General features: G+C 50.7%; 17 protein-coding genes. 6 read left to right on the top strand and 11 right to left on the bottom strand.

The features are described from left to right. Nucleotides 1-37 precede the first annotated feature (37 nt). The 5 genes from CCY32_RS07130 to CCY32_RS07110 all read right to left on the bottom strand — a co-directional run bounded on the left by CCY32_RS07130 (nt 38) and on the right by CCY32_RS07110 (nt 3548). Nucleotides 38-514 (bottom strand): Hsp20 family protein, encoded by a 477-nt coding sequence (locus CCY32_RS07130; protein ID WP_088329908.1) that lies wholly within the window; start codon nt 512-514, stop codon nt 38-40. 354 nt (nt 515-868) lie between these two features. Next, a complete protein-coding gene (locus CCY32_RS07125) occupies nt 869-1294 on the bottom strand; it encodes a DUF4426 domain-containing protein (protein WP_246840564.1) in 426 nt (141 codons plus the stop codon). A gap of 61 nt (nt 1295-1355) precedes the next feature. Further along, nucleotides 1356-1901, bottom strand: coding sequence for a YggT family protein (locus CCY32_RS07120; RefSeq protein WP_088329906.1), 546 nt, complete (start codon nt 1899-1901; stop codon nt 1356-1358). A gap of 95 nt (nt 1902-1996) precedes the next feature. Continuing rightward, nucleotides 1997-2815 (bottom strand): pyrroline-5-carboxylate reductase, encoded by an 819-nt coding sequence (proC, locus tag CCY32_RS07115; protein ID WP_088329905.1) that lies wholly within the window; start codon nt 2813-2815, stop codon nt 1997-1999. 31 nt (nt 2816-2846) lie between these two features. Beyond that, nucleotides 2847-3548: a YggS family pyridoxal phosphate-dependent enzyme gene (locus tag CCY32_RS07110; RefSeq protein ID WP_088329904.1), complete on the bottom strand. Its 702-nt coding sequence runs from the start codon at nt 3546-3548 to the stop codon at nt 2847-2849. A 114-nt stretch (nt 3549-3662) separates the two neighbouring features. On the opposite strand from CCY32_RS07110, the gene CCY32_RS07105 reads away from it, so the two are divergent. The 4 genes from CCY32_RS07105 (at nt 3663) to CCY32_RS07090 (ending at nt 6747) form a co-directional block, all read left to right on the top strand. Beyond that, nucleotides 3663-4700 (top strand): type IV pilus twitching motility protein PilT, encoded by a 1038-nt coding sequence (locus CCY32_RS07105; protein WP_088330140.1) that lies wholly within the window; start codon nt 3663-3665, stop codon nt 4698-4700. Nucleotides 4701-4712: 12 nt separating this feature from the next. Beyond that, the gene (locus CCY32_RS07100; protein WP_088329903.1) at nt 4713-5825 is read left to right on the top strand and encodes a PilT/PilU family type 4a pilus ATPase; all 1113 of its coding nucleotides are present in this window, start codon (nt 4713-4715) and stop codon (nt 5823-5825) included. 32 nt (nt 5826-5857) lie between these two features. Beyond that, entirely contained in the window at nt 5858-6175 is a 318-nt protein-coding gene (locus CCY32_RS07095; RefSeq protein WP_088329902.1) for a DUF2007 domain-containing protein, read from the top strand. A gap of 92 nt (nt 6176-6267) precedes the next feature. After that, on the top strand, nt 6268-6747 hold the full coding sequence (locus tag CCY32_RS07090) for a YbaK/EbsC family protein (protein ID WP_088329901.1): 480 nt from the start codon (nt 6268-6270) through the stop codon (nt 6745-6747). Nucleotides 6748-6809: 62 nt separating this feature from the next. On the opposite strand, the gene CCY32_RS07085 is transcribed toward CCY32_RS07090, so the two are convergent. The 6 genes from CCY32_RS07085 to CCY32_RS07060 all read right to left on the bottom strand — a co-directional run bounded on the left by CCY32_RS07085 (nt 6810) and on the right by CCY32_RS07060 (nt 11482). Next, nucleotides 6810-7547 (bottom strand): transporter substrate-binding domain-containing protein, encoded by a 738-nt coding sequence (locus CCY32_RS07085; protein WP_088329900.1) that lies wholly within the window; start codon nt 7545-7547, stop codon nt 6810-6812. 60 nt (nt 7548-7607) lie between these two features. After that, complete coding sequence (gene ruvX / locus CCY32_RS07080) at nt 7608-8027, bottom strand: Holliday junction resolvase RuvX (protein ID WP_088329899.1); 420 nt, start codon at nt 8025-8027, stop codon at nt 7608-7610. 155 nt (nt 8028-8182) lie between these two features. Then, entirely contained in the window at nt 8183-8740 is a 558-nt protein-coding gene (locus tag CCY32_RS07075; RefSeq protein WP_088329898.1) for a YqgE/AlgH family protein, read from the bottom strand. A gap of 29 nt (nt 8741-8769) precedes the next feature. Next, nucleotides 8770-9726 carry a glutathione synthase gene (gshB, locus tag CCY32_RS07070; protein ID WP_088329897.1) on the bottom strand — a complete coding sequence of 319 codons (957 nt, stop codon included), beginning with the start codon at nt 9724-9726 and terminating at the stop codon, nt 8770-8772. A 56-nt stretch (nt 9727-9782) separates the two neighbouring features. Next, entirely contained in the window at nt 9783-10745 is a 963-nt protein-coding gene (locus tag CCY32_RS07065) for a hypothetical protein (RefSeq protein ID WP_088329896.1), read from the bottom strand. Continuing rightward, nucleotides 10742-11482, bottom strand: coding sequence for a hypothetical protein (locus CCY32_RS07060; protein WP_088329895.1), 741 nt, complete (start codon nt 11480-11482; stop codon nt 10742-10744). The genes CCY32_RS07065 and CCY32_RS07060 overlap by 4 nt, the downstream gene beginning before the upstream one ends. A gap of 130 nt (nt 11483-11612) precedes the next feature. On the opposite strand from CCY32_RS07060, the gene CCY32_RS07055 reads away from it, so the two are divergent. Next, on the top strand, nt 11613-12737 hold the full coding sequence (locus CCY32_RS07055; RefSeq protein WP_088329894.1) for a histidine kinase: 1125 nt from the start codon (nt 11613-11615) through the stop codon (nt 12735-12737). Next, nucleotides 12734-13384, top strand: a complete 651-nt coding sequence (locus tag CCY32_RS07050) for a response regulator transcription factor (protein WP_088329893.1) — start codon at nt 12734-12736, stop codon at nt 13382-13384. The genes CCY32_RS07055 and CCY32_RS07050 overlap by 4 nt, the downstream gene beginning before the upstream one ends. Nucleotides 13385-13387 lie beyond the last annotated feature (3 nt).

Genomic DNA, 13387 nt, shown 5'->3' with positions numbered 1-13387 from the left:
CGGGTGACGGTCACACCGTCACCCGACACACATCAAATCAGGCGGCTTTTTGGTCGCCTTTTTTGTTATGTTCCAGGTGTTTCCCGATCTCTGAATTGATAGCAATGGTGCGTGGTTTCATTTCCTCTGGCAGTTCCTTGACCAGTTGAATGGTTAGCAGGCCATTGCTCAGATCGGCGCCTGTCACTTCCACATGATCGGCAAGGTTAAACTTGCGATCGAAAGAGCGCGTGGCAATCCCCTGATACAGGTATTCTTTATCAGGGGCTTTGTCCTGCGCCTTACTACCACGGACGCTTAGCACGCCTTTTTCTACCTGAATCTCCAGTTCATCCCGATGAAAACCGGCAACCGCCAGGGTGATGGCGTATTGGTTTTCGGACATCATTTCAATGTCATAGGGGGGATAATTGCTGGCGGCAGTGTCTGCGCGCAGCGCCTTGTCGAGTAATGATGGCAGACGGTCAAAACCAATAGTACTGCGATAAAGTGGGGTAAAATCTATAGAGTTCATAACATATCCTCCTCGAAGCAATATGCAAAAAAAACGACTCGTTGTTGGGTTAAAAAAGGGTCACTCTGATTCAGACATAACCCTCTCACAGTATAAAGTGGGGTATCACAACGGGCCTTTCAACGGCATCCTCAGAAGATTTTTAGACGATTTTTTGCTAAAAATTTTTCACAAATAAACGGTTTTTATTAAAGCGCAATATCAGCGACGAATGGTAGTTTATCACCAGCCATTTCAGGTGCAGCTCTGTCAGCGTGGGTCTTAAGGTAGTGGGTATGCTGGTGGTGTGAGCTTGAGAGCCGCAGCTGACCCACTGCCAGCACGTTAAGACAGGCCTCCTATATGGAGCCCGGATTACTCGCTATAGAGTTTCTGGCTGAATTTCAGGGTGTGCTGTTTTTTATCCTGTTTCAAATCAATGGCAAAACGGTATTGCTCCTGGTCGCGGAAACTGAGCGTCGCAATGTAGTAAATTGCGTCGCCTTCAATAACCTCTTTGAACTGCAATTTTTTTACCGTTCCGATAAGGTTGGTGGCGGTTCCGGTGACTAACAGGTTTTGAGCTTTTGCCGAGTCGTTGTCCAGTACCGACACATTGACCACGGCGTTATATTTACTGCGCTGTATACCATAAGTGCGGGCCACTTCAGGGGTCAGAAAAGTACTGTTGAGCACCATATAATGCACATCCCAATCGCCGAGTGTTTGCTTTTGCTCCGCCGCAGCAGAGAATGACATCATCAGCACACAGAGCAATGGGATCCTTAGCCAGTTATTCATCATTACCTCCGTATTGAAACCCTTCTCTGAGTATAGATGACTCAGAGAAGGGAAATGACACTCAGAAATAGTAGCCAAGTAAGTCCTGCAGCAGGATTTGCACGAATTGCAGGGCGATAATGGCCACCAGAACCGACAGGTCCAGTCCACCAATAGGGGGAATGATACGCCGGATGGGGGCGAGCATGGGTTCAGTGAGCTGATGTAACACCAGCTCCATGGGATTGCGCCCCTGGCTGATCCAGCTCAGTATGGCCCGTAATATCAAGACCCAGAACACCAGCGACAGCGCCTCTTTTACCACAATCAGCAATGAAGTGATGAACAGGCTCAGCGGATTGAAACTGCCACCGCCCAGCATCAGAGTTACCACCACCACCTTAGCCATGGCCACCAGGATGGCCAGCACCAGCGTCGCGGTATCCAGACTGCCCAGTGAAGGCAGAATTCGTCTCAGCGGGCCCACAATGGGGTGCGTGGCTTTAATCACGAACTGACTGAACGGATTATAGAAATCTGCCCGCGCCAGCTGCAGCCATAACCTTAACAACACCACCATCAGGTACAGGTTGAACAGCACACTGACCAGAAAATGTATCGAATTCATCGTTGCAGGACTCCTTGGTCCGGCGTGACGGCGCCGATGTGCCGTCTGCCATTAATAAGTTAAAGCGGTATTCTAAAACCTCATGGCACGACAGCCTAGAAGGTTTTTGCCATTTCACCGGCCCGTTTTACGGCCGCCTGCATGGCGCCACTGACCAGCTCGCGAATGCCATTTTCTTCAAAATGGTTAAGCGCGGCGGCCGTTGTCCCGGCTTTCGAGGTAACCTGAGCACGTAATTCGCTGATTTCAAGGTCAGGGTTATTGCAAACCATCTGAGCGGCACCGAGCATGGCCTGTTGAACCAGCAGTCTTGACGTGTCGTTGTCAAAGCCTTGTTTTTTGGCTTCATCCTGCATGGCTTCCAGGAACAGGAAAAAGTAGGCCGGGCTGCTGCCAGCGGCGGCAATCACACCGTTAATCATGGCCTCATCGTCGACCCAGGCGACTTCGCCTACCTGCTCGAGCAATTCACCGGCAAACTGACGGTCCGCGTCGTTGACCTGCGCATCGGCGTAAAGACCGGTCATGCCCAGTCCTAGTGCACTGGGTGTATTGGGCATGGTGCGTACCAATGGATACTGCCCGCCGAGCATTTCCTGCAAGCGCGCCGATTCAATGCCGGCGGCAATAGAAACAAAGAGTTTGCCACTGAGATCTGCTTGTTGAAGGTGTTTACAGACCTCTTCCATCAACTGAGGCTTAACCGCTAACACGATAACCTCGGCAGCATTGACCGCTTCGAGGTTGTCCTGGGTGATATTGATTCCCTGATTTTGCTGCAGTGCGTTCAGCTTGGGACGCGAAGGATTGCTGGCAGTAATCAGATTGGCGGGATAACCACTCTTTACCATGCCACTGATGATACTGCGACTCATATTACCCGCACCGATAAAGGCGACTTTTCTGTGTTGCATAAGAGACTGTTCCCCTTGTTTTTAATGGGTTTTATTGGGCCGCATTGGAGCGGGCACCAAATATAGCAGTGCCCAATCTTACCATAGTTGAACCGGCTTTGATGGCATTGTGCATGTCTCCCGACATGCCCATGGATAAGGTGTCTGCCTGTGGGAAACGGGCTCTGAGGCCGTCAAACAAACGCCGCATGCGAATAAAAACCGCCAGTTGCTGGGCGTCATCCAGTCCCGCTGCCGGAATAGCCATCAGCCCTCTGAGGTTAAGGTTGGGTAACGCTGCGATCTGCTCGGCAAGGGCAAATAACTCGGTGTCATTCTCCAGACCGGATTTGCGTTGATCATGGCTGATATTAATCTGAATCAGCACCTGCAAAGGCGGTTTGTCTTCAGGGCGCTGGTCATTCAGGCGCTTCGCAATTTTGATGCGATCCAGTGACTGCATCCAGTCGAAATGGGTCGCTACCGCACGGGTCTTATTGGACTGTAAGGGACCGATGAAATGCCACTGAATGTCAGTAAGGTCATCAAGAGCTTGGATTTTTTCGACGCCCTCCTGTACATAGTTTTCACCGAACAGCCGCTGTCCGGCCTCATAAGCACAACGAATATCTTCGATGGGTTTGGTTTTGCTCACCGCCAGCAATGCCACCTGGTCAGGTGGAAGATTAACCGTTTGGCACAGTTGGCGAATGGAATCTGATGCGCTTTTGAGTCGTTCTGCTATGGTTTTCATTATCAGTCCGGATTGTGTCCCTGATATGCCTGTGGTTATGTCAAAACATACCTTATTTCAGGTAAAACTATGATACATCTGGATAACTTATTGTAATTTCAGATGGAGTCGGCTGTGGATATTACCGAACTTTTAGCCTTTAGTGTCAAGAACAAAGCCTCTGACCTGCACCTTTCTGCAGGTTTACCCCCAATCATCCGTGTCGACGGTGAAATTCGCCGCCTGAATGTGCCGGAAATGGACCATAAACAAGTGCATGCGCTGGTTTATGAGATCATGAACGACAAGCAGCGCAAGGAGTACGAAGAAAATCTGGAAACGGATTTTTCTTTTGAAGTCAAAGGGCTATCCCGCTTTCGTGTTAACGCGTTTATGCAAAACCGCGGCGCCGCGGCGGTACTGAGGACCATCCCCAGCGAGGTACTGACACTGGATGATCTGGGTGCGCCGCAGATTTTCAAGGATATTATTAATCAACCCACCGGCATTGTGTTGGTAACGGGCGCCACGGGTTCGGGTAAAAGTACCACGCTGGCGGCCATGATTGACCATATCAACACCAACAAGCGCGAACACATTCTGACCATCGAAGACCCCATCGAATTTGTGCATGAAAATAAACTCAGCATTCTCAACCAGAGAGAGGTACATCGCGATACCCACAGCTTTAATAACGCACTGCGCTCTGCACTGCGTGAAGACCCCGATGTGATTCTGGTGGGGGAGTTGCGGGATCTGGAAACCATACGTCTGGCGATTTCTGCAGCAGAAACCGGTCACCTGGTGTTTGGCACCCTGCACACTAACTCTGCGCCCAAGACCATCGACCGGATTATTGATGTCTTCCCGGCAGAGGAGAAGGCCATGGTCCGCTCCATGTTGTCCGAATCGTTGCGCGCCGTTATCTCTCAGACTCTGTTGAAAAAAATTGGCGGTGGGCGTATCGCCGCTCATGAAATCATGCTCGGTATTCCGGCCATCCGAAACCTGATTCGTGAGGACAAAGTGCCGCAGATGTATTCGGTGATACAGACCGGGCAGTCCCATGGTATGCAGACCATGGATCAATGTCTGCAGCGACTGGTGGCCATGGGGCAAATCAGCGCACAGGATGCGGCGGCCAAATCCATTGATAAACAGCCTAAATTCTAGGAGTAGCGGTTTATGAATATGCGTCCTTATTTAGAGCAAATGGTGGAATGCGATGCATCCGACATCTTTGTTACGGTGGGATTTCCTGTCAGTGCCAAAGTTAATGGTGAGATGACTCATCTGGATGAATCGCCACTGACGGCCGAGGACTCTCTGGCATTGGTGCATAGCCTGATGACGCCGAAGCAGCAGCAGGAGTTCGAGCAAACCAAAGAGTGTAATTTTGCCGTAGCCGAAGACGGTGTCGGGCGATTTCGTTGCAGCGCATTCTGGCAACGCGACCTGGCCGGCATGGTGGTGCGTCGCATTGTCACGCAGATTCCGCAGGTGGATTCACTAGGGCTCCCCCCGGTTCTTAAAGATATCATCATGTCCAAACGCGGACTGGTATTGTTCGTCGGCGGCACCGGTACCGGTAAATCCACTTCACTGGCGGCATTAATTGGCCATCGTAATCGCAATTCAAAAGGGCATATCCTGACCATTGAAGACCCCATTGAATTCGTACACGAACATGAAAACTGTGTGGTCACCCAACGTGAGGTGGGCATCGATACGCAGTCCTTTGATGATGCGCTGAAAAGCTCGTTGCGTCAGGCACCCGATGTCATCCTGATTGGTGAGATTCGCTCCATGGAGACCATGGAATATGCTATGTCTTTTGCCGATACCGGTCATTTGTGTGTGGCGACCTTGCACGCCAATAATGCCAATCAGGCCATTGAGCGGATAATGCACCTCGCGCCCAAAGATCAACATGACAAACTGCGCTTTGACCTGAGTCTTAACATCCGCGCTATTGTTGCCCAGCAACTGGTTCCCACAGCAGATGGTAAGGGGCGGATAGCCGCCATTGAGATCCTGCTGAACTCGCCGCTTATTCGTGACCTGATTCAGCGCAACGAAATCGGTGGCTTAAAAGAAGCCATGCAAAAAGGCAAAGAAGCGGGGATGCAGACCTTCGATATGGCCTTATATGAATTATTTAAAGCAGGACGTATTACCATGGAGCAGGCCCTGCATCATGCTGACTCACCCAATGATTTGCGTCTGATGATCAAGCTCGATAAGGGTGATGGTCCCGAGTTGGGTTCACTGTCAAATGTGTCCATTGATATGGATTAACCATGGTCTGACAGCGCTGATGAGAGGTATCCATGATCAAAGTGTATAGCCACGAAGAGCGCTTTTTGGTGCAGCAGGTAAAAGATCTGCTCGAGAGTCAGGGCATTGGCTGTTTTATCAAAAATGAATTTGCCATTGGTGGTGCCGGTGATTTATCCCCATTTGATTGCTGGCCTGAGGTCTGGGTTATTGACGATGACTGGCAGCCAAAAGCTCAGCGACTGATTGAGGACGCTGCCTATAAAAACACGCAGCAACAGGACTGGCGCTGCGCTGAGTGTGGGGAGATCAATGGTGGCAGTTTTGAACTGTGTTGGAACTGCGGTGCACAGCCTGTGCAGTCCTGTTGAGGGTCATTCAGGAAAAAGTAAATTGTTCTCTTTGTGGCCCTGAAACTGACTATACTTATTAGTCCCGTTTGCCCTATTGAGGAGTTCCTGCCATGAGTCTTTCACAACGCGTTGTATCCTATTTGGATCAGCAAAAAGTTCGTTATCAGACACTGTTTCATGATCACTCACACAGTTCGCTGGGAAGTGCCATAGCCGCCCATGTTCCCTCGAGCAAGGTGGCCAAGGCGGTGGTGCTGGAAGATGATCGCGGATACCGTATGATGGCCGTGTTGCCCGCTGACAGCAAGGTTGATTTGGCGGGTATTAATGACATCCTCAACCGTCGCTTGCGCCTGATGAAAGAGCAACAGCTCTACCGCTACTTCGAAGATTGTGAAAACGGCGCTATTCCGCCACTGGCTCAGGCCTTTAATCTCGATGCAATCGTTGATCACAGCCTGATGGATTTGCCTGATATTTATTTTGAAGGGGGTGACCACCGTTCGTTGATTCATCTTTCGCAACGGGATTTCTCGCGGATGATGCGCCATGCCGTTCATGCCAGTATCAGTCGGCCGGTATTTCATTAGGTTTTCAGTTCTCAGCAGCAAAAAGCCCCGTCATCAACGGGGCTTTCTTTATGTCATGACACTTATTGTTCGCTCTCCATGAAAACAAAGCCTTCGACAATGGCCTTCAGCTCCCCACTTTTTTGTTTTTCTCCGATAAATTGATTCAGTGCCGGCAGGTGCTTACGCCAGTTTGGATGTAACGCAATCTGCAAAGACGTGCTGGCCTTAAAGTCCGATATGGAGGTGAGTTGCAAATCGGGGAAATACCGGGCGACCAGCCAATGAGCCACTAATTCATTAAGATAAGCATAATCACAGCGGGCGTTGGCCAGCATCTTTAATTGCGCGTGCTGACTGCTGGCATCAATTCTCAGTAAGGTACCCGCAGCAAAGTGCGGCTCTAACGTCGGATATACGTAGTACTGGCGGGTGCATACTGAACGGCCACCGGATAAGGCTTTCGGTGCAGCAGAAGCAAGGTGAAATAAATAATCATCATAGGGCAGAATGGCGTTGCTGAAGACCAGTTGGTCGGCGTGTTTTGCCCACTGTGGACTGATTAACATGGCATCCACATTGCCTTCATAGAGGCGCTGTTCTCCGCCTTTACGGTTGTCCATGACATACTCTATGGTGATTTGTTGCTGTTGGCTGAACGCGGTCAGCAGTTCCGGAACGATGCCTGTAATGTCTTTTTGTTGGTCATCAATAAAAATAAAGGGAGGGAAACCCGGCTCGTACACAGCAAAGCGCAGTGGGTAAGCGTTCAGAGCAAAAGAAAAGCATAAAACCGTCAGGAGCAGAAGTCTGGCGTACATAAATGGGTGTTGTTGGTGTTGCTGAAAGTCTGGAACACAGTATTGCCTATTCAGGCAATTTTAGCCATTCATCCAACTTTCCAGGATCAGGCAGGCGGCAACACTGTCGACTTTTTGTTTATCCAGTTTCTTATAACCGCCCAGTTCGAACAGGCGCGCCCTGGCATCGGCGCTGGTCAATCGTTCGTCACAGGTGTGCACCGGTATCCTGAATCGGGCATGCAGGCGATTGGCAAATTTCTTTGCGGCGAAGGTTACCTGCTGATCTGTACCATCCATATTCAGTGGTAAGCCAACTACCAGTGCGGCAGGCTGCCATTGTTCAATGAGCTTATCCAGTAAGCTCCAGTCAGGAATCCCATCCCGTGCTTTGAGTGCCGGAAGGGGGGCTGCTGTGCCGGTGATGTGCTGTCCTGCAGCGACACCAATGCTCTTGGTGCCAAAATCAAAACCCAATAAAGTATTATTGGTATGGCTCATGACTGTAGTTCGCAACGGATGACTGAAAAGCCATCAGCGCCAGGTAAAACGGTCGATGTCACTCTCAACCGATGCTTCCCACCCGCCCATCGTTCTGATAGGCGTATGTTGCAGGAAAAGAGTTCTTCATGGTTCATTCTTATCCCTTGTTGTGGTCACGCATGTCCGGCACCAGGGGCCAATTGCCAGATATCCACACCCAGCTTTTTCACCGCCATTTCCCATTTTTTATGCACGGGAATATCAAAAAGTAACTCGGTGTCGGCTTCAATCAGTAGCCATGAGTTCTGTTGAATCTCTTCTTCCAGCTGACCGGCACTCCAGCCAGCATAACCCAGCGCCACCAGTGATTTATCCGGCCCTCTTTGGTTTCCCAGTGAAGCAAGAATATCCTTCGATGTGGTTACCATGATCTCACTCGTCAGTGCCATGCTGGAACTCCAGCCTGGTTGGGTACTGTGCAGGATAAATCCTCTGTCCTGGCTGACCGGGCCGCCGGCTACCACGATCTGCTCAGCTTTATCGTCAGTGACTTCAATTTCCTTGTCGACCTGCTTGAGCATTTCGCGCAGGTTCAGTCCTGTTGGCTGATTGGTGACAATACCCATGGCCCCATGCTCATTATGCTCGCAGATATAGGTCAGCGAACGGGAGAAATAGGGGTCCTCCAGACTGGGCATGGCAATCAGAAAGTGATTTTCAAAGCTCTTCATTGCACTGACTCGTTAACCTTCAATGTCATTTATATGTGGCCACTAAGCCGTCTTTCAATAGCATCGAAGAGCATGGCACAGATATTAATATCAAACTGCGCTTCAATTTCGCGCACACAGGTGGGGCTGGTGACATTAATTTCAGTCAGTTTGTCACCGATAATATCCAGTCCCACAAACAACAAACCCTTCTCAACCAGTATGGGGGCGATAGCCTCGGCAATCTTCCTGTCCGAATCAGACAGGGGCTGGGGGCGGCCGCTGCCGCCAGCCGCCAGATTCCCTCTGGTTTCCCCCTGGCTGGGTAATCTGGCCAGGGTGTAGGGCACGACTTCACCATCTACCACCAGTACCCGCTTGTCGCCGTCACTGATGGCGGGCAGGTACTCCTGAATCATGGCCAGGCGCTTGCCATGGTCGGTAAGGGTTTCGATCACAACGCCGAGATTATTGCCGTCCTCTTTGATTCTGAAAATAGATGCACCGCCCATGCCATCGAGGGGCTTACAGATGATATCCTGGTGTCTTTGATGAAAGGCGCGGATCAGCTTCTGCTGACGGGTAACCAGGGTGGCCGGACAAAACTGTGGGAACCAGGCAGCAAACAGCTTCTCGTTACAATCACGCAAACTTTGTGGGCGATTCACGACCATAGTCCCCTGCTGCTCTGCCAGTTCAAACAGTTGTGTGGCGTACAGGTACTCGCCGTCGAAAGGCGGGTCCTTGCGCATCAGAATCACATCCAGCTCACCCAGCGCAACAAAGCGTTCTTCACCCAGGGTAAACCAGTCGTTGCTATCTTCCCTGACCTGTAGCGAACGCATTCTGGCCATGGCTTTACCATTGTCCAGATACAGATCAGACATTTCCATGTATTGAATCTGATAGCCACGCTGCTGGGCTTCCAACAGCATGGCAAAACTGGTGTCTTTTTTGATGTTGATGTCGGTGATGGGATCCATCACGATGCCGAGTGTCAGGCTCACAAGCTATCCTGGTTTTGAGGTTCAGCTTCTCTTAATAGTCACTGACGCGGTCCTTTTCAACTCTGTTGCAGGGCTTTTTTAACCCGCTCATGCAACAGCTTATCGTCGATAGCCAGCAAGTTCTGATAGATTTGCTGTGCTTCATTATTTTCTCCCTTGAGCTCGAGTAAGTTGGCCAGCCTGAAGCGGGCCCAGTACTTCTGTGGCAATTGACGGCTATCCGGTGCTTGTTGCAGATACCGCTCAAGCGCCTGAATTCCCTTCTCGATAAAATCTTGAGCCAACACTGCAGTGCGCCCAACCTGATAAAGGGACTGGTAATTGTCGAGTTCGGCGCCGGTATCTTCACCGGGCAGAAGCGATGCTCTTTCAAACAATTCCAGGGCCTCTGAATAGCGTTTTTTGCTCTGAAGATCTAATGCCGCGAGGTAATGGAAGTCGGCTTTGTCGCGATATGTTTGCCTGGCTTTAAATAACAACAACTCATACTCTTCACTGTTTTTTGTTTCTTTGTAGAAGGCCAGTCTGGCTTTAATGCCATCAAGCGGGCTCAGGCGTTCAATCTCTTCCACTTGTTGCCATGCTTGCTCTTCACTACCTCCAGCAATACCGGGAGCCTGAAGATAAAACTGCATTAGCCCTTGTCGGAACCTGACCTGTTCAGGTGCCAGGGCTACCGCCTTTTTAAACCCCGCGAGGGACGCTTTGGCGTAGCCGTAAGCAGAAAAGATGCTGCTGTCGGAGGCCTGATTCGCCATGACCGATCCCTTCACGAAATGGGCGAGGGGGTTGTCAGGATCTTGTTCAAGGGCTTGTTCTATCCATTGTTCTGCAGCGTCCAGGTCCTGATTCTGCCAGATTCTGGCCAGGTAGATCTTAGCCTCAACCTGCTCCAGTGCCTCACTGAATAGCACTTTGGCCGTGTCATTGTGACCTTGTTGATAGGCGGTGATGGCCGCTTGTAAGTCTGCATAAATATTGGTGCTGATGAGCGTGAGTAACAGAATGATCTTTTTCATTTCGCGACCTTAGATTGAGTAAACTTAATGGTGTATTTGCGGCTTTGTATGGCAATAACGATACTGCCAATGACCCCGGGTGCGACCCAGGCAATTAACTGGATATATCCACTGTCGGCAAGAACGGCTCTGGCGCCAAAGGCAAAAAAAGCGGTATAAGCGCCAATGCCTGACCCGATCATTGCGCCCAGGTGTTCGACCCACCACTGCCTTGGCTTGAGTTGATTGCGGAACACGTAATGCAGCATTCCGGCGGCGATGAACATCCCAAGTGCTGCGAAGATCATATCCAGCACTCTGTTCCCATAAACGCCCTGGATAAAGAGCCCGATGCCCCCTACAAAAAGCACCAGTAGAAGGCTCAGGTGCGAAAATTTAAGCAAGGGGCCTCTGTCATTTTTGCATTTGAGCACCAGTACACCATGTCGAATGGATGTCAGTACCAGCCAGCTCAGATAAAGTAAAAAGAAGGCGAACTGACGGATGCGGGCACTGGCATATTGTGCGTCTTCAGGGCGAACATCCGAACCATGTATCGCCAGAGGTGCCATTAAGGTAATAACAGACATGATAAATCCGCTGGCGGCCACCAGGTACATGACGTTGGCGTAGTAGCGCCCGAATTTATTATGATCCATGCTGCCTTTTTTGGTCAGTGCCGGCACCCAAAACAGCAACAGCGCGGCAGAGCCAACAGCGATATGAAACATCAGTAGCACATTATGTAGCATTAACATCAGGACTCTCCTTTGTTGAAGGATGCCAGTGTAGATCCGACGCAACATACGCCGTAGTGCCAAAAGTCACCTTGTATTAAATGACCTTTGGCCTATTGGAGTGCTGATTAAACTCACTTATGCTGAGACCATGAAAGCATTCCCAAAACTTGATACTGAGATCCTCAGTGCATTGCTGACCTGGGCCCTGGTAGCCGGTTCGTCAGTCTACTTTCTGCAAAAACAGCTGAGCTGGGATCACTGGCGTGTTGTCAGTGCGTCGGCGGGGTACCTGTTGTTCATCGGTCTGTTTCTGGCGATGATCAGAGACAAGCCTTACCGGCATGACAAAGGTGTACGCTGGACCTTGCTGCTCAGCGTCATGGTGCTGGTCGTAGGACTGTATCTGCTGGTCCCCTATAGTTATGGGGCGATTCTGATGGTGCTGGCCTCTGCCATGATGCCGCACTTGTTATCGTTTAAGCAGGCGGTGTGGCTGTCGCCGTTATGGTCATTACCTTTGTATCTGGTGCTACGCTTTTACTGGCAGGAGGAGTATGCGGGGATCACCGCTTTATTGTTCTGGAGCTTCAACCTGTTTGCCCTGATTATGATGAATACAGCCCTGAAGGAGCAGCGCGCCCGAGCCCGTGCTGAAGAGGTCAATCGCGAGCTGATGGCGACTCAGGCTCTCTTGAGCCAGGCCAGTAAGCAAGCTGAGCGAACCCGCATCGCCAGAAATATTCATGATCTGCTCGGGCATCATTTGACGGCCCTTTCTATTAACCTGCAGGTGGCTCAGCGTAAAACCGATGGCGATGTGCGTCAGCTGATGGAGCAGTGCCACAGCATCGCTGCGTTACTACTCAGCGATGTCCGGGAGGCGGTATCCGATATCCGTAAAGGCTCGGCGCTCAATTTGCAGCAGGCACTGGCGTTACTGACAGATAATGTCCCCAGGCTGGAGGTGAAGGTGGAACTTGAGACTCAGGTGACCGATATTGAGCAGGCCAATATGGTGTTGATGTGCGTGCGTGAAAGTCTCACCAACAGTTTAAAACACGGTCATGCCGATAAAATGTGGATAAGATTGTATCAATCCGATGGCTGGCTTGCGCTTAGCATCAGAGACAATGGCGAGGGGGGAGACTTCTTACCCGGGAATGGCCTTAATGGTCTGCGTGAGAGGGTGGAAGCGTTGGGGGGAAGGGTGCAGTTTGATGCCACTGATGCGGGGTTTTCGACTCTGCTGAGCTGGCCGGAGGAAAAACCGTGATAAATTTGTTGCTGGTGGACGACCAACAGCTCTTACGCCAGGGTATCGCCAGTTTACTGGGCTTGTCAGATAAGGTGAAGTTGGTGGCGCAGGCCAATGATGGAGAGCAGGCACTGAGCTGGCTGCAGGAGCATCCTCATCAGGCTGATGTTATCCTGATGGACATTCGTATGCCCAGAATGGATGGTATTCAGGCACTTAATGCCATGTCAGAGCAGGGTATTTCTACGCCAGTCATCATTCTCACCACCTTTGATGATCATGAATTGTTACTCAAGGCCCTGAAGGCAGGAGCCAAAGGTTATCTGCTCAAGGATGTCTCCCTGGAAAATCTGATCGCCGGCATTGAAACCGTACATCGTGGCGAAACCCTGATTCAGCCTGCCATCACCTCTACCCTGATGGATTCACTTAAGGGACTGAAATCTGACTTCGAACACTATCAGCAACCCGAGGCCTTGTCCGATAAGGAGCGGGAGATTTTGCGCCTGATGGCCGCCGGATGCAGTAATAAAGAAATTGCCCAGTCATTGTTTAAATCAGAGGGCACCGTCAAGAATCAGGTTTCCAATCTGCTGGCGAAACTTGGCGTCAGAGATCGCACCAGAGCGGTGCTAAGAGCCATAGAATTAGGGCTGATTAGCTGAAAT

It is taken from the genome of Lacimicrobium sp. SS2-24, assembly GCF_002201535.1.
In the GTDB taxonomy this organism is placed as follows: Bacteria; Pseudomonadota; Gammaproteobacteria; order Enterobacterales; family Alteromonadaceae; genus Lacimicrobium.
Note: the sequence above shows the minus strand (reverse complement) of the source record. Positions and strands in the feature narration are given on the sequence as shown.